The organism is Microvirga lotononidis, assembly GCF_034627025.1.
Lineage (GTDB): Bacteria > Pseudomonadota > Alphaproteobacteria > Rhizobiales > Beijerinckiaceae > Microvirga > Microvirga lotononidis.
On sequence record NZ_CP141050.1, the window covers coordinates 129,842 to 152,506 of the forward strand.

Consider the following 22,665-nt stretch of genomic DNA (forward strand, 5'->3'; position numbering starts at 1 on the left):
TACACAACCAAGACCCAAAGCCGACACTCGACCCAATACAGGAAGCGCCTATACTCCCGCTTAGGACGACCAGTTCTCTTTGAACTCGCCGAATAATGTCAGTCCGCCGCAGGCATAGAGCGTCTGGCCTGTCACGTACGAGGCATCATCGGAGGCCAGGAACGCGAACACGGCTGCCATCTCCTCCGGCGTGCCTGCTCGGCCCATCGGGATATGGCTCTCGACGTTCGAGCGCGCCTCCGGATCATCCTTCCAGGCCGCGTTGATGTCGGTCACAATGGCTCCGGGAGCAACCGCATTCACCCGGATGCCGCGATCTGCGTATTCCAGGGCCAGTGTTCGCGTCATGTTCCTTAGGCCGCCCTTGCTGATCGAGTAGGCGATGAAGCCGGGTTTGGGAACCATCTCATGAACGCTCGAGCAGTTCAGGATCGTTCCTCCACCGGGCCGCGAGAGATAATGCCTGATCGCGGCCTGCGAGCAGACCAGGGCCCCGGTCAGATTGACGTCCAGGATGCGCCGATACTCCTCGAGGGGGTAGATGTGGCTTTCCGCTTGAGACTGGATGCCCGCGTTGTTCACCAGGATATCGAGATGCCCCCAAATCCCGAGCACCTCATCGAACATGCGTGATATGGCATGCTCATCGCCGACGTCGGCCTTGACGATCATGTGAGGCTTGTCGGAGCCGCCGGCGCCGCGGGAGGCCTCCTGAGCCTGACGGAGCGTCTCTTCGGCGGCGCCTCGCGAGCCGCTGAAGTTGATGGCGACCGTGGCGCCTTCCTGGGCGAAGCGGATGGCAATCGCCCGACCAATCCCACGTGACGCTCCTGTGATCAGGGCATAGCGCCCTGCAAGCCGGCCAGTCGTTGTCATGATGTCGTTCCTCTGGAATGCTCGGGTGGCATTGGAAAGGGCACCGGATTCCCCAGTTTGGCTTACTTGTATGGACCATCCCTCCACGTGAGGGTGTGCCAGGCTGCCGATTGGATCAACCCCGCAGATCTCGGCCGCTCGCACCCGCCGACAAAAGCCCAGAGAGCGCGACTGGGGCGGAACCCACGCGAGGTCGTCGAGCGCGCACCGGTGCCTCGGCTTATCCGTGCTGGCCGTTTCTCAAGGCATCCCGAACGGCGTGCTCAATCTCATCGATCCAGGCTGGATTTGATCAGGGATCAATCAGGCCAGATCGCCTTCCCTGGCATCGGCGAATCGGGCCTGTGATGCTGCTGATTGTGCCTGCCGCATGTCGCCGAGCAGCATGCGGCACAGGATGACTACCTCGAGGGCAGGGATCCGGTGCGGGCGCACGGACAGGGCCCGGCATGTCCCGGACCTGGATCTACTGACTTACCACAGGCAGCCAGGCAGCATAACACCAGCCCTGTTGGCCATCACTCTCGGCCTTGGAACGCATCCCCGGTGGCCCGCATGGACGCGCGAATGCCAGAGGGGACGTATAGGCAGAGCACCAAACGTCGCTTTCTGGCACCTCTCGGAAGTTGATCCAAGGTCTGCTCTTGTCAGGAACATCGGATGTTCCTGGAGGTCGAGAGATCGGCAGAAGATGACTCCAAGCAGACTTTTCACACAAACCGCAACAATTGTCTCAGACGGCGTGTCGAGCTTGCATCAGGGTACAGGCAATGCCCGGCTGGCGGGTAGAAGCGCCCGGTTGGCCCTTGGCTGTTCAAGAAGCCAAGGGCCTCGGCTAGATCCTATGTTGACCTGTAGCCCAGAAGGACGGTTAGGCTGGAGCATCAAGCCGACGGCAGGAGCCGAAGATCACCGCCTCCCACCATTACCACCGCCGTTCCCGCCACCATGGCCGTTGCCGCTAGCGCCACCGTTGCCTCCGCGACCGCCACCTCCGGCGTTGCCGTTGCCGCCGCCTGGGTTGGAGGGATCGGTGCCCTTCACATCGGTGCTGGAGTTGTCGGCCGGCTCCGATCCGTTGCCTAGGCCGTTGTTGTTGCCGGGTCCCTGACCGTTTCCATTCCCCGGTCCGTTGCCATGGCCCGTCCCGGCACTATTGCCATTGCCGCCCGACCCTGCCGACCCGCGGCTGCCACCACCGCTCGAGCCTCCAAGGCCGCCGGTGCTGCCGGCCGGGCCACCGCCACTCGCAGAGTTCCCGCCAAGGGAAGCGCCAGCCGATGCATCGCCTGAAGCGGCTCCGGCGAGGCCTCCGCCTGCGGATCGTCCGCCCGCGCTACCGGAACCCGAGGTTGCGGCTGCGCCTGCCATGGTGCTGCCGGAGGAAGTCGCGCTGCTGCCCCTCGTGGAACCAGCAATCGCAGAAGAACCTACCGCGGATCGCGCTGACGTACCGACTGCGACCGAGTTCGTGCCGGCGCCGAAGAGACGATCCAGGAACGATGCTCCGGGAACCCCGATGGATCCAGTCGTCTCGGCTCTAGCCCCTTGGTTGACCGCACGTCGCGCCTGCGGAAGGATCGCGCAGCGGCAGACTTCCTGGCCCTGGACGATGCGCAGGCGGCAGTTGCCGTATAGGGATGCATTGGCAACGGCGGGCTGGCACTGCTGGCCTGACCTGGGCATCTGGGCCTGGGCGGAAGCCGACGCGGCAAGAAACAGGGTCATCGCAGACAAAGCGAGAGCGTGCGAACGCTTCATGGTTCACCTTACAAGAGAGTACTGATGAGGGCTGATCGCAGAAGAGCGGCTCAGGTTGCTAGATGACGCCCAGCTGGGACCATGGTTCCGGCGCATTCTTAGAAATATTTTTCAGAAGATACGTGAATATATCTGCGCCTGTTAACAGATAGGCAACCTTTATACCTGGCTGCACCTGGGTTTTAGCCTGGCCGTTGACGGCGGCCCAAACGAAAGCCCCTGATAGTCTTGAACTATCAGGGGCAAGCAATACTCGATGGATGGTGCTTCTCTGGCCAAGGGGCCACAATCGGGCAACGATGTTATTGCCGGCTCAGTTCCACCGCTTACCTGGGAAGGGAGCGGGTCAGCCGCGCGGCTGGCGGAACCCGGTCTGCGCCACGGGCAGGCTGCGGGCGACAGGCAGGTCCACCGTCGGCTCGCTGGTTCTTGCGCCCGACGCCGAAACCCACCCACGCCCTGATTGGCGTGAAAGGAACGTGTGGCCTGTCTGGGCTGGCGGCAGGATGGACGAGGTCAGGTTGTCGAGGACGTACTCGCCGCTGCCCGTTGTCACGACCAGCACCGCATGCGGCTCACCGGATGAGGTCGTGCCGACCGAGATCGACAGCGCCGAGGCTGGCCAGCCACGCTGCACGAGCAGCTTGCGCTTCAGTAGCGCGAAATCTTCACAATCCCCCTTGCCACTCGTCGGCAATGTCCAGACGTCCTCGCGCCCGTACTGCTCCATGTCGGACACTTCGACGATGGTGTTGTTCACATGGCTGTTGATCTGCCGCAGCTCGGCCATCCGCTCGGGCGTAAGAATGAAATGAGCCGTAGGCTTGGCCGCGACCGGAACGGCATGAACAGCCATCGCCAGAGTGAGTGCAAGGCCACCGGCCAAGCCGCGAGAGATCGACATCATAGGATTGCCCCCAAACTGCATTGGTTCTGGCCGATACTTGCGGCGGCCGACCTGTTTGTTTTGTTAGGAGCGCATTAACTATGACTCTAAGCCTAGAATGAGGCGGCTCGGCAGCGACATCGTGGTTTGCCTGCCCCGCAGTCAACATGAAGGTTGATCGGGATACACGATTGCCGCACTGCACTTCGTAACGATGAGTGTTCCCAACTCGCCGCGAGGGACAATCCGGTGGAGCACGCGAGACAACTTGTCCGTGGCGGGTGCCGTTCTCCCGGCCACGAGAAGTTTGTCATCGCCGTTCTCCATTTCGAGGGGCTCATCCAAAGCGTGACAGTCAGATTCAATATCAGTTTCGGCATGAACTCTCACGTTCACTTGTACCTGCCGTGTGAGACAGGCGCTGCGTTGCGACGTACTTGAAACACTTTGATAGAATTCGTGAGGGAATAGAGCGCCACCTGCCCCCGTTTGGCGACCATGCCATATCATCTGAAGTCAGGATAAGCTCATGCCTCACGATCGATCCTCACACGACATCTCACCTGAACCAGAGAATGGCACTGATGCCAGCCCCTCGTTTCAGCGTGCGTCGATCCTTTTCGTTGCCTCTCTTGGCTCCTTCATCGGAGCTAGCCTTCTGCTGGCCAGCCTCTGACACGTGGGGCGCATTGACGTTCCCTTGGAGCGGCTGCGCGAGGTGAAATCATGGATGGGAAAATATCTGAACATACGGTCGAGCTGGTTGCGCAGGCCATTCATGAGGCTGAGCACCAGGTATGTTCATGGGAAACCGAGCCTTCGATTCGCAGAGAGCACTTCCGGCAATGTGCCCGCAATGCAATCACGCTGCTGGATGAAGACATTGGCGTCCTTCTTGTCGCGTTGAAGGAGGCCATCGCCGAACGGCGGGTCGGCACTACGGGAGCACTGGTCTGATCAAACAGAACCGAGCAGGGTACCTTGCTGCTTATCACAAGCTGCCCGCGCCTGAGTCGCAGACAGCATCGCTCGCTCAAACCTAAATGGCTTCCTTTGCCTTCCAGCTTGTCAGGAGCGACGGCACCTGTGTGCAGGCGACGGGCTTTGCATAGAGATAGCCCTGTGCACGGTGGCAGCCCAACCCGCGGAGGCGCTGGGCTTGGCCCGGGGTCTCCACCCCCTCGGCTGTCACTTCGATGCTGAGCTTCCGGCATAGTCCGATAATGGCCGAAACGATGGCCTCGTCACCCTCGTCCCGCTCCAGTTCCCGGACAAAGCTCTGATCGATCTTCACATGATCGACGGGAAACTGCTTGAGATGCGTCAGGGAGGCATAGCCGGTTCCAAAATCATCCAGCGCGATCCGGACACCCTGCTGATGAAGCTGCATCAGGATGGATGAGGCATGGTCCGAGCTTCTACCGAGAAAAACGGTCTCGGTCACCTCGACCTCGAAGTGTCGTGCCGGAACACCCGTGTGCTCCAAAATCATGAGGAGCTCATCGGCAAGCCCCGGTTCATTGAAGGCCGATGGCGACAGGTTGACCGCCACACGACCGAAGGGGAGACCCGCATCGAGCCAGCCCCGCATATCTGACGCGACCTTGGCGTTAATCTGTCGCCCGATCGCGGTCGCCAGTTCGGGATCGGCAAAAGCAGTTCCGAAGTACCCCGGCGTTAGAAGCCCTTGTGTTGGATGGTGCCACCGGGCCAAGGCCTCGAACCCGACAATGCTCCCTGTCGCGAGACACACTTTCGGCTGGTAATGCGGAATGAACTCATCCCTGGCGAGGGCCGCGTGTACATCTCGCCCGAGACCAACCCGCTGCTCGCTGGCGAGGCGCAGCGCGGGTGAATAGGTTACAGCACGATCCCGACCCTGCTCCTTGGCATGGCGCAGGGCAAACTCGGCATCCTGCATCAATTCCGTTGACCGGGACGCATGATCGGGAAAGGCCGCAATCCCAATGCTCGCGCGGCCCGTCAGCCGCCGCCCGGCGTAGGAGAAGGGCTGGCGCAAGGTCTCCGTAACGCATTGAGCAAAACGAACCGCATGCTCCAGCGTCAGCGGTTCCACGATCAGCACCATGAACTGGTCCCCGGCAAATCGCGCGACGGTATCGCAGGCGCGGATCATCGCCGACAAGCGGGCTGCGGTTTCCTTCAGCAGGGCATCGCCTGCATCATGGCCCAGGGTGTCGTTGATCGCCTGAAAGTGGTCCAGGTCGATCAGCAGAAGACTCGCATTTGTACCGCTATGGCCGGCGCATCCGAGAGCCTGCTCCAGCCGCTGCTGGAACAGGGCGCGGTTGGGAAGACCCGTGAGAGGATCGTGGTTCGAGGACCGCCACGCCTGTTCCTCGGCGATCTTACGATCCGTAATGTCGAACGTGATGCCGATCAGACGATTGGGTCCGACCCTTTCGGCGCGGGCACCCAGGCACAGCGTTCCTCCCCCCGGCAGCTTGTAGCGGAACTCGACGGTCTCAGGTGCTTCATCGTCCGCTTGGCGGATGAGTGCTTCGGCCTGTGGTCGATCTTCAGGGTGAACCCGCTCGAGGAAGTCCGGGAACGGGCCCGACCCGAGGCCGAGCAACCCAAGTGCATTGGGGGACCGAGTGACATGCTCGGTTGCAAGATCACGCTCCCAGGCCACCATGCGCCCGGCATGCAGGGCGAGGCGCAGACGCTCCTCGCTGGCCTTGAGAGCCTCCTCCGCCCGCTTGTGTGGGGTGATGTCCTGGAGCGTACCGATCTTGCGCACCGGCCGCTCGTTCTCGTCGAGCAGCGTTCGACCAGTGGCGGCCACCCACCGCTCCTCGCCGTTGTCCGCGCGGATGATGCGGTAGGTGCCGCTGTAGCCTGGGCCTTCGGCCGGCCAGTCGACAAAGAACGTGCTCTCCACCTCGGCTCGATGATCCGGGTGAACGCAGTCGAGGAAACTGTCGCGTGTCACCGGCGCCTCGGCCGAGATGCCGAGGATGCGCCGTGTCTCGGGCGTCCATTGTCGGCCGCCGGTGACGAGATCGGCGTCCCAAATTCCGGTTGACGTCGTCTCAAGGGCAAGTCGCAGGCGCTCCTCGCTGTCCCGAAGCGCCTCCTCGGCTTGCTTGCGCTCGTGAATGTCGGAGATCGTGCCGACCCATTCCTCGATGATCCCGTCCTCGTCCCTGAGAGGCACACCGCGATCAGCGACCCACCGGTACGCGCCGCCGACATGGCGAACGCGGAACTCGCAGGCATAAGGCTCCCCGTCGCGCAGGGCCGCATGCCAGGCGGCCGACACACGCTCGCGGTCGGCCGGATGGACCAATTGCAGCCACCAGCCGCGTTGGCCCTTTTCCACGGCCACGCCGCAGAAGGCGTCCCAGCCTTCGCCTTCGAGGGAGCAACCGTCCGGGGTGACCCGCCAGATGATGGCCGCGCTCGCCTCCGCCAGGGCTCTGTGCCGCCGCCCGGTCCTGCTGAGTTCCTGCGCGAGGTCGACCTGTCCTGTCACGTCGCGTGCGATTGACAGCAGGCGGTCCGGGCGACCGCCGAACGCTCGTACCAGGGTGAGGACGACATCCCACCGTCTAGGTGTTCCGTTGACCGTGGCGCGGGATCCCTGGAACCGTCCGGCTCGCCCTGCCAGGGCATCCTGGACAGCTCGACGCGCTGCCTCCTGGCCCGGTTGAGCCCAGCAGTGGACCCAGGATTGGCCGACAAGGACCCGAGGACTTGTAATGTCCATCGCCCGAAGACCAGCCCTGTTCATCAGGAGCAGACGGGCATCCGGATCGAGCACTTCGATCCAGTCGATGCTGCTTTCAAGAATGCTGCTGAGCAAATCTTCGGCGATCACCCGCACGCCTTCTTCATCTCACCAAAGTCAGCAAGCACTGGGGACAAAGGGTAACCCCTGGTGGCCAGCGACCCGCCGCCATGCTTCTACGCAATGGCGCCTTGTAGTTGCAACGTGGCGCCGCGGCACAAGTTGCGAAAGAACTCCTATGCACTGGTGTATCATGCAAGGCGAGCGGGATATCCATTCTCCAGTACGCTCTTTCTCCCGATTAGAGGCACCCCCTGCGGGGCCTAGGAGGCGTTCATCAGGGTTGCGAGGGTGAGTGCTTCCTCCCTGATGGCCGGAGGTACCATTAGTGGAGCCCGTTGCCGGACGGCTTGGATTATCGCAATCCGCTCTGCGGCCAGCATGTAGAGGTTCGGGATCTCCGCCTCCCCCCACTCGAAGGACTGATATTCTCGAACGCCAAGTTCAAGATGGAAAGCCATCGTGCTTTGCGAGAAGCCCAGAGCCGTTCGAAGGGCCACAAGCTCCTGTACTCGTGAGAGATCTGACATCGAAGTCCCGAATGCTGGACGCTGTTCTTGTATTTTGTTGCGCATCGCACGTCGAACGGATGAACCGCTCGTCACGGGCGTCCGACCGTTCTAAGGGCAAACCGAAAACGAAGCTTTAACAGTTACAACAAGCACCGCAGCCCACCTCACGATTGCTGTGGATCGGCGCGCGTCCGTGTGTTCCGACGGTCAGGCTCTGTTGGCCATCTGTGGTTCAACCACCTGCGGCAGCGCCATCTGACGGATCACCTCGATGACCGTATCGGGCAGATACGGCTTGGAAAGGAACGCCACGGCCTCAGGTAGTTCATCAGGGCCAGGCCGCTTCCGTCCGGAGGTGATGACCATTCCAATTCCTGGCCATTGCTCGTGGACGGCTCGGGCGAGTTCAAAGCCATTCATCGAGCCTCGCGGCATCTCGACATCGCTGACAATGGCCTGAATATCGGGGCGGGCCTTGAGGACGGTCAGGGCCTCGTCCGCGTCCACGGCCTCAAGGACCTTGAACCCCGCCTCGTCGAGGAAATCAGCCATGAACATCCGGACCAGAGGTTCATCTTCAACGATAAGGACGACCATGCGGGGTTCGGAAAGGGACATGGATGAGGTTCATCATCAAGGATTGGTCTGGTGGCAACGGCAGCGGATATGGGGCGTTCCTACCACTCAGGTAGAGCTCGGAGGCTTCATCTGGAGCGGCTTCATCTGGAGCCGAGCCTGATCGTTTAGCGCTGGGACAGGGAAAGCTTCGGAACGCAATAGAACGTACATACCGTCCAAAGTTTAACGGACCTATGGCTCTAAGGCGGCGTTGAACTGAGGCCCGTGAGGGTACTCTTCCTGTCTCTGAGTAACCTCTGTGTATCGGAACTAGGAACCCCAGGCATCCCACGCCTGGGGTTCTCTGTTTGGATCCTGTTGAACCACCTGCGTTGAGGAGGCAATTATCTCATTGGAATAACATTGCCACCTAATTGCCATTTGCTGCTGTGTTGCGTCATGGGACCATCCCCGTGGTTAGGAACCAAAGGCTAGGAGACGCCCAGTGACCGACGAGGAAGTCGAGGTTGTGGCTGAAGAACTCGCCAACGTGGGAGGCTTGTCGTGGTATCCTGGGCGTACCAAGGGGGAGCTTCTGCGGGCTGTCAGTGACCGCTACAGGGATCAGGCGAGAGCGGCGATTGCCGCCTTGGAGCGGCTGAGGCAAGGAGCACAGGACTCTAGTGCCCCACAACCTCATGCCTCAGAAGCGGGCCAAGCCAACACGGCTCAAGCGCTACCCGCTCCCGCTACCTTCCAGATCGGGTCTATCGTTGTGTATCGTCCCCCTCGGGATCGGCGGGCAATGCCGTGCCGCATTGAGAAGCTGGAGGAGGGGCGTGCCCATCTAGTCCCCTGCGCAAAGCCCGATATTGGATGGGTTGTGCTGGACACTCTCCAGTCGATGCCCCCGGAAGAACACCCCCAGAGGCATAAATCCCTAGTCTGATCAATTCATTCTCAATTCATTACAGGTGGGCTAACCGTCTCCTGCCAGTTCCTTCAAGCTGGAGACACGGATGCGTTGCTATTTCCACCTCGTGAGCAGCCATGAGGAGTTGATCGACGATGAGGGCATCGAGGTCACGGACCTTGAGAGCGCCAAGGTTCAGGCTCTGGCAGCCGTTAGCGAGTTACAGCGGGAGTACGGTGGAATTATTGAGGATTGGAATGGATGGCATCTCCACATCGTCTGCCCGGAGGGGACTCTTCTCTATTCCTTCCCTCTGGCGAAGACGTTGCATTGATGCTGCAAGTGTACCGGTAGCCCCAGCCAGTCCGCTCGAGTGCGAAGGCGACGTACGTGCAACCCGTTATCGCTCCGGGATTTCGGATTTTGGGCAGGCATCCTTCCGCTATGTCCTCGGTTCTCGTTGCCGTCCGATCATAGCACTCCTGAGGGCAGCAATTCCCTCATAGCCACACCTCATCTCAAGCTTCAGGAATTTCGCTGCTTGAACCCGGAGCTGACTGTCGACGATTCGAGATCCTACGAATTCGATACAGCACGATCCCAGCAGCGGAGGCATCACCCGCTCCGGACAGACACCGTCCACACAAGGCTCATCGGAAAGTCAGGGTTGCTATTCCTAGACTTGGGTCGGGTAGTCCACCAGGGGACATAGCCTTCCAGAAACCAACGTCCCGATTCCATGGTCGTCAACCGTAGCAGTTGAGCACACGAGATGACGCCGGGGCGCCATCTACTTACGGCTGTCGGTATCGTACACATTGGTACGCGCCGTGTTACGACTCAATGTCATAGTCCAGATCGGAAGCCCGGCTGAGCCGGGCTTCCCAATGTCGTCAGCGGGTGCGGCCGCTTGGGTTACCCATGGTGCCCGTCCGCGGGACGGTGTCGCCACGCTCGTCCTCGACGTCGACCTCGGTCTTGCGCACGGTATCCGAGATCGTCTCGGTGCGCTGGTCGGCTTGCTTGCGCACGACCACTTCCTCGACCACGCGCGCTTCCTTGGAGACCACCGCCTCCTCGCCGCGCTCCTCGACCTCGATGGTGCGCTCCTGGAAGGGATCGCCGGCGATGGCACCAGCCTGTGTCGCCCCCGAGACTGGACGGCGCTCCACGTCGACGCGCTCCTCGCGCAGGGTGACCTGCTCCTGGACGGGCTGCTCGATCACGCGCGAGTGCAGGCGCACGCGCCCGCGGTTGACCTCGCGCTTGCCAACATGCAGTTCCTCCTCGGCGACCGGGATCACCTCGTCCGTACCACGAGAGGCGGATGAGGCACGGTTCGTCAGCCCAGTGGTGGCCGAAGGGGAGGTTGTGCCCGCCGTTGCGGCGTTGGCTCCCGCCCAGCCCTCGGAGCGCCAGGTGGTCTCGCGCTCGTCGAAGTCGACCGTGCCTTCGTCGTCAAGGATGTCGACAATCCGGTCGACCTCGGCGTCGGAGGCACGCACCGTCACCAGGGCACCACCGCGGCGGACGCCTTCGGCATAGGCATGGGCGTCATTCTCGTCCACGCCGGCGTCAACGAGCGCACCCGTCAGTCCGCCGATGGCCGCACCGGCCCCGGCGCCGACCAGAGTGGACACCAACCATCCCGCCGCCACCACAGGACCGAGTCCCGGGATGGCGAGCATGCCGAGGCCGGCAAGCAGGCCGGCGCCGCCGCCAGCGAGCGTCCCGACAGTCGCGCCCGTGCCGGCGCCATCACTGACATCGCCATCATGATGGTTCGTGCCGTCGAAGGTGCGGCTGGCCTGCGATGAGTAGCGGTCGCCCTCGTTGTTGGCGATCAGGCTGATGTCGCTGCGGGGAACGCCGGCGGCCTCCAGGCGGCGGACGGCCTCCGAGGCGTCCTCGTAGCTGTCAAAGAACGATGTGAGGGTCTTGTTGGTCATGTCTGTTCCACTTTCTCGGAAAGGGTTCGTCCGCGCAGCGGCAACCCAGGTTTTTACTCAAATGCGTGCGGGGCCGTAGTCCTACTGGGTCTGCACGGTGCCCTTGTAGTCGATCCCCACACTGATGGACTTGCCGTCGCGCTGGGCCTTGCCGCGCCAGATGCCCTGATCGTCCTTGCGCAGTTCAGTGACGTTGCTGAAGCCCTGCGCCTCCAGGCGGGAGCGCGCCTGCGCCTCGGTGAAGCTGTTGGCGCCCGGCTCGACCGCGCCGGTGGTCTGCGGACTGCCGGTGGGCTTGTGGGTGACGGCAGGATTTGACGAGCCACTGTTGTTCGTCGGCTGGGTCGTTGAGGTTTGGGCCATCGCCGCCGTGGTCAGGGTCGACAGGACGGCCAGAGTTGCAATGCCGAGGCGTCTCAAGGTGCATCTCCTCTTTTTTAAACACGTAGGGGCTCAATGTGCGACCACGGTGGCTGTTCCGACTGCCAAGTTTGCGGCATGAGGGCATTCCTGCGGAGGAGCGGGGAACTCCCGTTTCCAGCACCCGTTGATTGTCGCTTGCCTTGAGAGGATCGATGGCCGACCCCGTCCCAAACCCGAACGCGCCCCTGGATGGCCAGGAGCAGGTACCTGTCCTTGATGACGCGCTGAGGAGCGATCCTCAAACCGTGGCGGAGGAGGCCATCCCTGTCGTCGCGGAGAGAGCCATTATCGACAAGCGGCAGGTTGTGACCGGGCATGTGCGGGTGCGAACGGTTACCGATACCGTCGAGGAGTTGGCCCACGCGTCTGTGCAGCGGGAGGAGGTAGCGGTCACCCGCGTTCCCATCGACCGGGTGGTCGAGACCGGGCCCGAGATCAGGACCGACGGAGATGTCACGATCGTGCCGGTGCTGGAGGAGGTGCTCGTGGTCGAGAAGCGCCTCGTCCTCAAGGAGGAACTGCACATCCGGCGCCACACCAAGACCGAAGCCGTCGAGGTGCCGGTGACCCTGCGTAAGCAGCGGGCGATCATAGAGCGCGAGGATTCGGAGGGCGCGACCGTCGACGACGAGGCAGAGCCTGAAAACGACGATCCGCCTCCGCGTTGACAAACCGTTGCAGTTCACGACCGTGAGGTCAGGAGAATGCATTGGTTCCCGCGAGGCAATGTGCTGTCCTCACCCTGTTCTCCCACTTCCTGGTCTCCTTATCGACTAGGCTCCAACGGGTGGAAGACAAACGCCAAGGAGCTCCGCACGCATGAGCTGCCAACTAGCGGCTTCCCGGACTATCTGACCCGCGGTGGCTCGGGAAGGTCGGATTCTGGCACGCTCGTGAGCCGAGCTCGAAAGCAGCAACTCTCATTGAAACGGAGCTTTCGAAAACGCAGGGAATCTCAGTTCGTGACCCAACACGTACCTTCGATTGGTGTCACTCACGAGGTCGTCTGATGCCGCAGTTCCAAGTCTGAGCACTCCTTGAAAATCCGCTGCCCGGTGCGTCGCTGCTTCAGAAGTAATAACCTCCAAACAGAGATCCACCTACAAGCGACAGCATCAGAAAAAAGCTGATGAGCAGGAACATTGCGAGGATCACGAAACGCATTAGGCAGCCGCCCAGCGCCGCGCCAACAGGTGGTGCCTCCGGAGTGGTGTAGGTTGCTCCCCGGGACATGTGGCCGGCACGTGAAGCGGCCCTGAGGATCTCCAGCATTCTTGCCGCTCGGAGGTCGCGCACGGAGGCGCTCTCGTCGCTTGCACCTCGATCCGGTCCCGGAGATCTCTCCCGTTCTCTGCGGCCCCAGGGTGTGGCGCCGGTTCTCGGATGCGATGGCGGAGGAGCGGCGCGCGGCGGTGCAGCAGGCGAGATCGTGGTCCGTGGACGAGGTGCAGCGGCAGGCGCAACGGGCCTTGCCACGGGACGGACCGGATCGCCGAATGTCGCGCCGCATTCCGGGCATACGGAGGCATCGAGCCAACGCCCTGGCTTATGGTTCGTGCAGTAGTAGCGGACCTGCGCCTCGTGACAGGCTTCACATTCGCCAGGTGTCGTCTTTGAAGTACCGCAGTTCGGGCAACGCAGGATTACGCCGGTCATCAATGAGGTTCCTGGATCGTTTCACTCTCAGGGCTGCCGGGGGCGAGCTCCGGGTAGACGTCGCGGATCATGTCCGCAGGAATGTGCAGCCGGTACACCCGGGGGAGCGTTCCCTCGACAAATTGCGCTATGGTAGGAACGCGCTCGTAGGGGCCGAAGCTCTCACGGCTTAATCGGCGGGAGAGGGCCACGGTCGTCAGCACCGGATGTGCCCGATAGGCCGGATAGGCGGCGTATCTCTCCTCCACATGATCGTGGCCGCGCACCATGCGCGTTACGGGGCGCCCCAAACCGGAGCTCAGGGAACAGAAAGCTGCGAAGTCCTCATACCCGAACTGGCTCCCCCGCGAAAAACGGTTCGGGAGTTTCTTACGGGCTTTCGGATGCACTCTGGTCCACACGAAATCCGACAGGCACATCGGATCGTTCCAATCTCCCGTTTCGGCGAGCCGCGCGTGCAGATCCACTAGCGGAAAGCCTCCATGGGCTACCAGGAGACCGTCGGGAAGAAAGAGTGCACGGGGAGCACGCGCGAACAGGCGCACGGCCACCTTGCCGGCCCGCTCGATCCATTCGTGTGCGAGATTGGCGTTCAGGAAATCCGCGAAGTCCGACGGGGTCACGCTCGACGCAAACCGTACGCCATCGTAGGAGAGCGCCTCGTCGTGGTTGCCTGCGATCAGGCACACGCGATCCGGCGCGTCCACGATCAGCTCGAACACGCGAAGAAGAACTTCAAGCCCAAAACCTTCATCGTCGAAGAGATCACCGAGAAACAGAATCCGGGGCAGGGCTCCATCAGATGGCAGCGCCGGATCGTGCATTACCGTCAGTGCAGCCTCGAGCGCCAGAAGATCGCCGTGCAGATCACCGACGATCCACAACGGACTTCCGGTATCCAGTTTGGAGACCTGGATCACCTTGTCGGCGGGATCGGTACGGTCCTTGTCGAACAACAGGCCAGGTCCATCGGCTTTGTCGAGCAGCGCCTCCATCCGCTCCACCGTCGCTCGCATGTTGGAGCGGATGGAGGACGGGTTGGCTGCATCGCGGACAGCCTGCCAATCCAGTTGTTCCACCTCTACAATCTGGAGAGGAGGGGGCGCCATGACAGCAGTCGGCGCTGCATCGGAAGGCAGGCTGCCGATGTTCTGCGGCGGCACACCGCTCACCGGTGGTGCCGCAGCGTCCGATCCTGGTTCAGTACCCGTGCCAGGAGCATCCGACGCAGTGGTATCTGGCGGTGGTTGTGCAGGATCCTGTGCCGCAGGTTGGTCTCTGGGCACATCCGCCATCGTTGAAGCCGCTTCCCGCTCCTCCGGCTTCTCGTCCGGAGAAACGGGCTCAGGCGCTTCAGGTCCGCCAGGCAGGCTCATGTGAGTGCCCACGCTGTGAGCGGCATCTTCTCAATGCCTTTGGCCTGACGTCCGACGGCGATCCGATCTCCTTGCCTGAGCGGACGAGGCGCTGTGAGCGCTGCACCGTTCACGAGGGTTTCATTGGTTGAACCGGCCACAGGCGAGATCACCCATTGCCGTCCTGAATGGCGTTCCAGGACACATTGGCGGTTGTCCCAGAACTCGCTGTCCGGCCCGAACTGCCGCACCAGGGTTTTTCCAAGTTCCGTCCTGACCCCAATCTGGAGCGAGCGTCCGTCCGGGCCCAGCAGCTCGATCCTGTCGGACAGGATCAACTCGGCGGCAGCTCGCGGAGCGCTGGCGCCCGCTGCCGAACCTACTTTGGTGGCGGACGACCCTGCGCCGCGCCCGCTCAAAACAGCCCGCAGTTCCGCAGCCGTCGGTCTTGCAACCGGGTCCGGCGCAAGGCAGCGATGCAGGAAGGAGCTGACTTCGGCATTGCTCGCTGGTGCCGGCATCACCCCGGCCAGTGCCGGAGGTTTGGCGGCGTAGTTCTGGATGAGCTGTGCATACTCCGCCTGGTCTTCGACCCAGTAGGGATGATAGCCCGCTAGAAGCTCGTAAAGCATCAGCCCACAGGTGAAGACATCCGAGGCAAGCCCCGGCACGCCCCCTCGGGTCATGTGCTCCGGAGAGCGATAGTTGTCGGTACCGACATAGCCCTGGTGGCCATGCCAGGGTGCGCGGCGGTCAGCCAGGAGCGAAAAGTCCATGTCGATCAGCTTGAGCTGGTAGCCCGAGCTGATCGTCGGATCCTCGATGAGATACGCATTCGCCGGCTTCAGATCGGCGTGGACGACCTTGGATTCGTGCAGCGCCGCCATTCCGGTCATGAAGACCTTGGCCCAGGTGACATGACGGGCCCAAACCGCGGGGTTGTTGGTGGCAGGCACCTTGGTCCGGCGATGCTGCTCCCGCTCCTCATCGAGCATTTGCTGGAGGTCGGCGCCGTTCTCGACGAACTCGAAGGCCTGGAAGTAGCAGGGGCCGCCCCAGACCTCTTCGAACGCGTCCACCTGGCGCACTGCGAACTGAGCCGCCCGCCCGTTCCGGACGCGGGCTCCGAGTTCGTTCTGGTAGGCGACAAACGCCTTGTACCAGACGACTGTCGGAGCAGGAGACTTGTACTGCTTCAGAAAGATCTTCACTCCTGTTGGTGCCTCAGCTCCATAAGAGATCGCCATCATACCAGGTCCGAAGACCTTCGTGACGCGGTACTGCCGGATCCGATCACCGACCTTCAGCTTCTTGGCCATGGCTTACGCTCACTGTGACAGGGGCGGTGTGTTTACAGCGCCACGGTCGCGGCCGAGCGCGAGACACTGGCGGCCAGTTGCTTCAGGGTGTTGCGGAAATTGACGGGATCGGACGTGAATTTCTGCAAGGCCTCCTGCGGGTTCAAACCTTCGTACTCCACGACCTCCCATTCCGACTTGTCGATCTGGCTCAGACGATCATAGCCCTCGAAATTAGGGGCGAAGAGGCTGAGGATGATGCGATTGGCCATGACAAGGTTTGCCACATCCTGGAGCGAGCCGCCCTTCGCCTCGGGGAGACTCATGGTTTCCTTGAACGATGCATCGGTAAAGACGATGACTACGCGAGCCGCATCGCTCCTGTAGCGCCATTTAGCCGGATCTTCCGTCTGCGAACCCTTCGGGACGGCCTCCATAGAAGCAACCTTGTAGAGAGCATCGAGAAGCGATTCCGGCTCATCGCCGCCGCCGTTCGCCTGCAAGGTGCCGAGCTGTGTCTTGAGTGCTCCGGCATCGCGCACGAAGGGATGATCGACGATCCACGGCAGCCCCTCGCCTTGGGCCGCTTCGATGTCACGATAGCCGACGACTTTGCCGCGCCAATCCCTCACAGGGGCAGCGTTGTTGGCATCGCCCTGGCTCAAGGAGTCGATGAAGGCCTCAATGTTTCGGCGGAGCGCATCGATGCAGGGCGACATGCTGCCACTGACGTCAACGAGGAACACGATATCGGCCACACCCTTCGTTTTCGGTCGCTCCTGCACATTCGGCGGAGCGGCGACCTCGGCCATCGCACTTTCGTTTGGAGCCGTCTCCGTTGAGACGTCCTGCGTGGATCCAGCCGGATCCGTGGGCGTTCCGACCGCCGCTTCCGCGGAAGTTGTGGTTTCCGTCGAAGGCGGGTTCCCAGGTGTCACCGGAGGCGGTTGGTCGGAATGCTCCATATCACTCATGCGTCAGCTCCAGTTGGCGTAATCTTGGTCTCGGTTCAATGAGCCGAGCTATCCGACAACAGAGCGGCCAGACCGAAGTTCCCGGCTACACATAGGGCGCTCAGAGATGGAAGCCTGCCCAGGTGAGCCGTTGGCTTTCTCGAAGAAGGTAAATTGTTGGGTCAGCCAATGATACGAATGTCGCCTTCTGGCACTCCGGAGACCTTAACCCGATGGCGGCAATCCTCACGTAACCGGACGTTCCGAAGGAGCCTGGATGTTCAGTGCGTGACCCATAAGGGTCACCTAGGATGTCCGACTGTCCGCAGTCCGGTGGTACCCGTTAACGGTGCCTCATTGGCCGCCCAACGCCATGAGGCAAGCCCACCTCTTTTCGGCAGGCAGCCTCGCGCTTTAGGTTCAGGCGAACACCGAGCGCCTTCCCGGACCGGACGACACGCAGACAGAAGGATCCACATTCGTGAAGAAGATCGGTTTAGCCATCATCGGCCTTGGCCCCGCATCGCAACCACATTCGAAAAGCCTCCTCGATCTCTCGGACCGGATCGACGTTCACTGGGCAGCCAGCCGCACGCCCGAGCGCGTTCAGGCCTATCAGCACCAGTTTCCCTTTCGTACGACGACCGATCTCGATGCCGCCATCCAGGATCCGGCCGTCGACGGGGTCCTGGTCCTCACACCCCCGAGTAGCCACCTCGAGGTGTCGGAACGCTGCTTTGCGGCCGGAAAGCATGTTCTGGTGGAGAAACCTCTGGAACTGACCCTCGATCGAGCCGAGCGTCTCGTTGCTGCGGCGCAGGCGGCGGGCGTCACGTTCGGGGTCGTCCTCCAGCAGCGGTTCAGGCCCGGCAGCCTCAGACTGCGGCAGGCGCTGCTCGGGGGAGAGATCGGCACGGTTCAGGCGGGTTTCCTGTCTGTGCCGTGGTGGCGCCCGCAGAGCTACTATGACGAGCCCGGACGTGGCACCCTGGCCCGGGATGGCGGCGGCGTTCTCCTGACCCAGGCCATCCACTCTCTCGACTTGTTCCGATCGCTGGTTGGTGTCTCCCGCGTCATCGCCGCCGATGTGCGGACGACCGATCTTCATCGCATGGAGACCGAGGACTACGTCGCGGCACTTCTGCGACTGGGCAACGGATCGCCGGGAACTCTGATGGCGACGACGGCAGCCTATCCCGGGTATCCTGAGCGCATTGAAGTCATTGGCACGAAGGGTTTTGCATCGCTCATAGGCGGGACGCTGCGCCTGACCTTCCTGGATGGGCGGGAGGAAATCATTGAGGCCGAAGGTTCAACGGGGAGCGGAGCAGGCATCATGGACTTTCCTCATGATGCACACCGGGCCCTCATCGCTGATTTCGTGGAGGCAATTGATGACCGTCGCCAGCCTAGCGTGTCAGGCGAGGAAGCCTTGGCGAGCCAGCGCCTGGTCTCGGCAGTGCTCGCTGGCGGGAAAGGTGTACAGCATTGACACGTCCAATAGTCTCCATGGTTCGTCCAAAGTAGAGGAGCCGCGTTGACATCGCACACGCTGCTCGTGTCAAACCACGGTGCGGGGAAGGAAACAATCCATTGGAACACCAGCCGTCTGCACTGTCACCATTCCGGCATCACATCTTTCGGGCAGTGTGGTTTGCCAGTCTTGCGTCGAATTTCGGCAGTTTGATCGAGTCGGTCGGCGCTGCCTGGTTGATGACCTCCCTCGGGGCGTCGGCGGCCATGATCGCCCTGGTGCAGGCATCCACCACATTGCCGATTATGCTGTTCTCCCTGGCAGCCGGCGCCATTGCCGACAATTTCGACCGGCGCGAGCTCATGCTCACGGCCCAGGTTTTCCTGCTGGTCGTCTCGATCGGCCTCACCCTCTGTGCCTATCTCGGCCTCGTGACACCTTGGCTCCTGCTCCTCTTCACCTTTCTGATCGGCTGTGGCACCGCCTTGAATGGTCCGGCATGGCAATCCCTGGTCGGGGAGATGGTGCCACGCTCTGATCTTCCCGGTGCCATCGTCCTCAACAGCATGGGCTACAACATCGCCCGCAGCGTTGGGCCGGCAATCGGCGGCGCGATTGTCGCCGCGGCCGGGGCCTTCGGGGCCTTCGCTGTCAATGCCGTAAGCTACGTTGGTCTCATTGCGGTGCTGGCCCGCTGGCGGCCTGAGACGCCTCCCAGGGTGCTGCCGCCGGAGTCGCTTGGGACCGCCATGGCGGCCGGTCTGCGCTATGTCGCCATGTCGCCGAGCATCAGCCTCGTCCTGGTCCGCGGGGCCCTGTTCGGCCTGGCCGCGATCGCCGTCCAGGCCCTGATGCCGCTCATCGCGCGGGACCTGGTTCACGGTGGGCCGCTGACCTTCGGCCTTTTGCTGGGGGCCTTCGGCGCAGGAGCTGTCTGCGGTGCCCTGCTCGCCGCCCGGCTCCGACGATCCTTGTCGATCGAGGCCATTGTGCGCGTAGGCTTCATCGGCTTTGCCGTTTGCGTGATCGGGGCGGGCCTGAGCTCATCCGCCGTTCTCACGATGGTTGCCATGGTCTTCGGAGGCGCGAGCTGGGTAGTGAGCCTGTCGAGCTTCAACGTGACCGTGCAGCTCTCGGCGCCGCGCTGGGTCGTTGGCCGGGCGCTCGCGCTTTACCAGATGGCCACCTTCGGCGGCATGGCCTGCGGCAGTTGGATCTGGGGAATGCTTGCTGAGCGGTATGGCGTGAGCGAGGCTCTGTGGATTGCAGGAGGCGTCCTCATTGCCGGTGCCGCTTTCGGTCTGCGTTATGCCTTGCCGGAGTTGAAATCGCTCAATCTCGACCCGCTCAGCCGATGGAAGGAGCCCGCAGTTGCGCTCGATATTCGTCCCCGAAGCGGCCCGATCGTCGTGACGATCGAGTACCTCATCCGCGAGCAGGACGTTGCCGCCTTCTTGGCCGTGATGGCCCAGCGCAGGCGTGTCAGGCGCCGCGACGGCGCCCGCCACTGGACCCTGCTGCGCGATCTTGAAAACCCCAAGCTGTGGCTCGAGCGGTATCACACCCCCACCTGGCTGGAGTATGTGCGCCACAATCAGCGCAGAACCCAAGCAGACGCCGCGATCGGGGAGAGATTGCTGGCCTTGCATCAGGGCCCCGAAGAGCCACGCGTCCATCGCATGATCGAGCGCCCCACAGGTTGGCTCACCCCAGATGCAGCATCGTCGGTCCGCGACACCGCAGGACCTCTCGCGGACACGGCCGGTCCATCGTGACAAGCTCGACCTAAAGTTCAAAACGTCTCATCCTGGCACGACGCGGGAGGAGCGCTCTGGTCTACTGATGCGCGATAAGCCGACCTTCAATTCATCGGCTGTTCGTTACCCTTTGACCCGAAGGAGCCCTTCGAATCCGGTAGATGGGGATGGCTCGGCTGGCTAGTGCAGTGCGGACATGGAGGGCCGCATCAGTAAAAGGCCGATCCGGTTTCCGCTCGCGCGGACCGCTGGTTTCGCTCAAACGCGGCTCGGCGTCTTGCGTCCGAGGCGGCGAGCATATCACGAAAAACTCCCTCGCCGGCGAGAGGGTTGAGCCGGGAGGGAGCAGGGATCCAGGGGAGGGTATCCATCTGGAGGAACACGCACAGCCTATGGTGTTTCTCTAAGGTTCTCACTAACTAGGGTTAAACGGAGCAGGAGATTTTGATCGGCTGAATAGTCGGTTGTTTGAGTATTCGCGAGCGCCTCGAAACGCTCATAGGTGTCAGTTTTACTGAATAGGTTCGGTGGCGCTCCATAAGCCGCCAGCAAAATTTTCCGAACACGTCAAATCGCGTTTCGTAATGTGGGTTATGTGAAATTGAGCAGCCACTTTCGCGCGTGCATGGGACCGAGCCGGAGCGCCCATGAGAAAGGGCCGCGCCCGGTCTTATGACCGTGTTCGCGACCCTTTGCACCGTATTTGCCCCTACGGTGCGGTGGGTATATCCACATCAAAAGGGATGTGCAATAAGTACAAACTCCATTTCGCCAATCCTTACCAAAATGCCGCATGCTTCAACTATACAATGTTAAAGACGTAATGGATTTTATGTGAGCAGTTGACCTTTACCGGATTTGTTCGTTTGCCCCTACGAGTCCGAAAACTTAAAGCGCCCTCTTCGGACGGGCGTTTTTTCTTTTCTGCATGAGTCTTCTACTTACATTCCATCCAGAGCCTTATGCGCAATTCGCGAACGATTGTCTTACGCGTCCGCGAGGATTGCCCTCACTACCCCAAGCTCCCAAGGCGGGTGCGGCAGCAGCGGGTCGAGTACCGCCCCGATCTGCTTCATCCGAGCAATCTGTCGCTCAGCCTGCATATGGATTTGCCGACTGGCCTCCTGGAGCTTGGACGCCTCCGCTATAGCCACGTCAGCGCGCCTGAGCAGAACATCTTCGTGAGGTTGAAAGGCCAAGACAAAGCTTCCATGTTGGCGCCCTTGATGCTCCGCAATCACCGCCAGAGCATCCAGCCGATCTGCGTCGTCAAGGAGCCTCTGGCGATCATCCTTGAGAGAGATCCACTTGGCGGTGGCGGTGGCGCGGGTGCCCTGGGCTTGTCGACGGTAATCAGCCGCCTTGTCATACCCGGGCATGGTCTTGGCCTTTGTTGGAATAGGCATACAATGTAGCAACGACGCTCTTTTAACAGTGTTCCATAAATGGGTCATCGGAAATTCGTGGCTCTTTCCCGGGCCAAGGCGCATGCTCCTCGCGACCATGCCCGACCCACACTACGAATGCGAACAGCTCGCCTTGGCCAACCGTCACATTGCCGAGGGCGAGGAGCGGCTTGCCAAACAGCGTCATCTCGTCGAGCAAATGGCCGAGAAAGGGCAGGGCACCGCGGAAGCCAAGAGGATGCTGCGGGACTTCGAGGCGGTCCTGGAGCAGTTTTACATCCATCGACAATTGATCTTGGACGCCCTCGCCCGAGGCTGAAACCCTTGCCAATCACCTATGCGGATCTCGTCGCCAAGGTGAGGCAGATGCTCGACCGGGCTTAAGCCCGAACTCAAGGTCTTCATCCTTCAGGACGGAGGTCGTCCAGCAATGCAGGATTGGTCACAGGCTGATCGACCAGGGTCCGTGACAGACCTCAAGACTATCGGAAGTTCTCCAGCCTGAACTTTCCATCATCAACAGGGATGAACCTTTGCCCTTGGAACGAATGGCTTTGATCGTTCTTTCCGCTGGCATGCCCGAGCCAACTTCTACCCCGCCCGCCCTGGTTCTTGTCGTTGAGGACGAGGCCCTTGTTCGCATGACACTGGTCGATGTTCTGGAGGATGCCGGCTTCAAGGTTCTTGAAGCGGCCCATGCCGATGAAGCCTTGCAGCACTTGCAGGCTGTTCCGCGCATCAATGCGATCGTCACGGACGTGGAGATGCCAAGGGGCAGCCTCAATGGCTTCGAGCTGGCGCGGAAGGTGCGCCAGGAGCGGAAAGAAATCGGTGTCCTGATCGCATCCGGACGAGCTGCCCCGCAGCCGGGAGATCTGCCCGAGGGTGCCGTGTTCATCGGGAAGCCGGTGCATCCCGGATCCCTTGTTCACCTTCTCCACACGCTGCTCGGAGCGCAGTCCGGTTGAGCGCGTGCGGCAGAACCAACTATCTGCTGTTGGCGCCTCATGTCAGGTCAAGAGCTGTCTCGACCCTCTTCCTGCTGAGGCCAGGGCCAAGATCATAGCGCCAACG

General features: G+C 61.7%; 19 protein-coding genes. 7 read left to right on the plus strand and 12 right to left on the minus strand.

All coding sequences use genetic code 11. The annotated features are described in order from the left end of the window. Nucleotides 1-60: 60 nt before the first annotated feature. The 3 genes from U0023_RS30210 to U0023_RS30220 all read right to left on the minus strand — a co-directional run bounded on the left by U0023_RS30210 (nt 61) and on the right by U0023_RS30220 (nt 3,544). Nucleotides 61-876 (minus strand): glucose 1-dehydrogenase, encoded by an 816-nt coding sequence (locus U0023_RS30210; RefSeq protein WP_009762785.1) that lies wholly within the window; start codon nt 874-876, stop codon nt 61-63. A gap of 909 nt (nt 877-1,785) precedes the next feature. Beyond that, a complete protein-coding gene (locus U0023_RS30215; RefSeq protein WP_009762786.1) occupies nt 1,786-2,637 on the minus strand; it encodes a hypothetical protein in 852 nt (283 codons plus the stop codon). A gap of 346 nt (nt 2,638-2,983) precedes the next feature. Next, nucleotides 2,984-3,544 carry a transglutaminase-like cysteine peptidase gene (locus U0023_RS30220; RefSeq protein WP_052600566.1) on the minus strand — a complete coding sequence of 187 codons (561 nt, stop codon included), beginning with the start codon at nt 3,542-3,544 and terminating at the stop codon, nt 2,984-2,986. Between the two features lie 705 nt (nt 3,545-4,249). Here U0023_RS30220 and U0023_RS30225 point away from each other — a divergent pair. After that, entirely contained in the window at nt 4,250-4,480 is a 231-nt protein-coding gene (locus U0023_RS30225) for a hypothetical protein (protein WP_009762788.1), read from the plus strand. Nucleotides 4,481-4,562: 82 nt separating this feature from the next. Here the strand turns inward: U0023_RS30225 and U0023_RS30230 are convergent, their stop codons facing one another. Both U0023_RS30230 and U0023_RS30235 read right to left on the minus strand, forming a co-directional pair. Beyond that, complete coding sequence (locus U0023_RS30230) at nt 4,563-7,367, minus strand: bifunctional diguanylate cyclase/phosphodiesterase (RefSeq protein ID WP_009762789.1); 2,805 nt, start codon at nt 7,365-7,367, stop codon at nt 4,563-4,565. Nucleotides 7,368-8,056: 689 nt separating this feature from the next. After that, on the minus strand, nt 8,057-8,467 hold the full coding sequence (locus U0023_RS30235; protein ID WP_052600568.1) for a response regulator: 411 nt from the start codon (nt 8,465-8,467) through the stop codon (nt 8,057-8,059). 959 nt (nt 8,468-9,426) lie between these two features. On the opposite strand from U0023_RS30235, the gene U0023_RS30240 reads away from it, so the two are divergent. Then, nucleotides 9,427-9,654, plus strand: a complete 228-nt coding sequence (locus U0023_RS30240) for a DUF6894 family protein (RefSeq protein ID WP_009762793.1) — start codon at nt 9,427-9,429, stop codon at nt 9,652-9,654. A 559-nt stretch (nt 9,655-10,213) separates the two neighbouring features. On the opposite strand, the gene U0023_RS30245 is transcribed toward U0023_RS30240, so the two are convergent. Together U0023_RS30245 and U0023_RS30250 are read right to left on the minus strand one after the other, a co-directional pair. Beyond that, nucleotides 10,214-11,269, minus strand: a complete 1,056-nt coding sequence (locus U0023_RS30245; protein ID WP_322883898.1) for a YsnF/AvaK domain-containing protein — start codon at nt 11,267-11,269, stop codon at nt 10,214-10,216. 81 nt (nt 11,270-11,350) lie between these two features. Then, entirely contained in the window at nt 11,351-11,689 is a 339-nt protein-coding gene (locus U0023_RS30250) for a PepSY domain-containing protein (RefSeq protein WP_009762796.1), read from the minus strand. A 155-nt stretch (nt 11,690-11,844) separates the two neighbouring features. Between U0023_RS30250 and U0023_RS30255 the strand changes: the two genes are divergently transcribed. Beyond that, complete coding sequence (locus tag U0023_RS30255) at nt 11,845-12,360, plus strand: YsnF/AvaK domain-containing protein (protein WP_009762797.1); 516 nt, start codon at nt 11,845-11,847, stop codon at nt 12,358-12,360. 400 nt (nt 12,361-12,760) lie between these two features. Here the strand turns inward: U0023_RS30255 and U0023_RS30260 are convergent, their stop codons facing one another. From U0023_RS30260 to U0023_RS30275, 4 genes are all read right to left on the minus strand, one after another. After that, the gene (locus tag U0023_RS30260; RefSeq protein WP_040638617.1) at nt 12,761-12,964 is read right to left on the minus strand and encodes a hypothetical protein; all 204 of its coding nucleotides are present in this window, start codon (nt 12,962-12,964) and stop codon (nt 12,761-12,763) included. Nucleotides 12,965-13,347: 383 nt separating this feature from the next. Further along, nucleotides 13,348-14,643 (minus strand): metallophosphoesterase, encoded by a 1,296-nt coding sequence (locus U0023_RS30265; protein ID WP_154661093.1) that lies wholly within the window; start codon nt 14,641-14,643, stop codon nt 13,348-13,350. Between the two features lie 77 nt (nt 14,644-14,720). Continuing rightward, complete coding sequence (locus U0023_RS30270) at nt 14,721-16,022, minus strand: protein kinase domain-containing protein (protein ID WP_009762800.1); 1,302 nt, start codon at nt 16,020-16,022, stop codon at nt 14,721-14,723. Nucleotides 16,023-16,054: 32 nt separating this feature from the next. Further along, entirely contained in the window at nt 16,055-16,813 is a 759-nt protein-coding gene (locus tag U0023_RS30275; RefSeq protein ID WP_040638619.1) for a vWA domain-containing protein, read from the minus strand. A 622-nt stretch (nt 16,814-17,435) separates the two neighbouring features. Here U0023_RS30275 and U0023_RS30280 point away from each other — a divergent pair. Continuing rightward, complete coding sequence (locus U0023_RS30280) at nt 17,436-18,446, plus strand: Gfo/Idh/MocA family protein (protein WP_009762802.1); 1,011 nt, start codon at nt 17,436-17,438, stop codon at nt 18,444-18,446. Nucleotides 18,447-18,547: 101 nt separating this feature from the next. After that, nucleotides 18,548-20,203, plus strand: coding sequence for an MFS transporter (locus tag U0023_RS30285; protein ID WP_009762803.1), 1,656 nt, complete (start codon nt 18,548-18,550; stop codon nt 20,201-20,203). Between the two features lie 968 nt (nt 20,204-21,171). Here the strand turns inward: U0023_RS30285 and U0023_RS30290 are convergent. Beyond that, nucleotides 21,172-21,675, minus strand: coding sequence for a hypothetical protein (locus tag U0023_RS30290; RefSeq protein WP_154661094.1), 504 nt, complete (start codon nt 21,673-21,675; stop codon nt 21,172-21,174). On the opposite strand from U0023_RS30290, the gene U0023_RS30295 reads away from it, so the two are divergent. Together U0023_RS30295 and U0023_RS30300 are read left to right on the plus strand one after the other, a co-directional pair. After that, nucleotides 21,674-21,910, plus strand: a complete 237-nt coding sequence (locus U0023_RS30295) for a hypothetical protein (protein ID WP_009762806.1) — start codon at nt 21,674-21,676, stop codon at nt 21,908-21,910. The two genes, U0023_RS30290 and U0023_RS30295, sit on opposite strands and share 2 nt — an antisense overlap. A 229-nt stretch (nt 21,911-22,139) precedes the next feature. Then, the gene (locus U0023_RS30300; RefSeq protein ID WP_322883899.1) at nt 22,140-22,559 is read left to right on the plus strand and encodes a response regulator; all 420 of its coding nucleotides are present in this window, start codon (nt 22,140-22,142) and stop codon (nt 22,557-22,559) included. Nucleotides 22,560-22,665 lie beyond the last annotated feature (106 nt).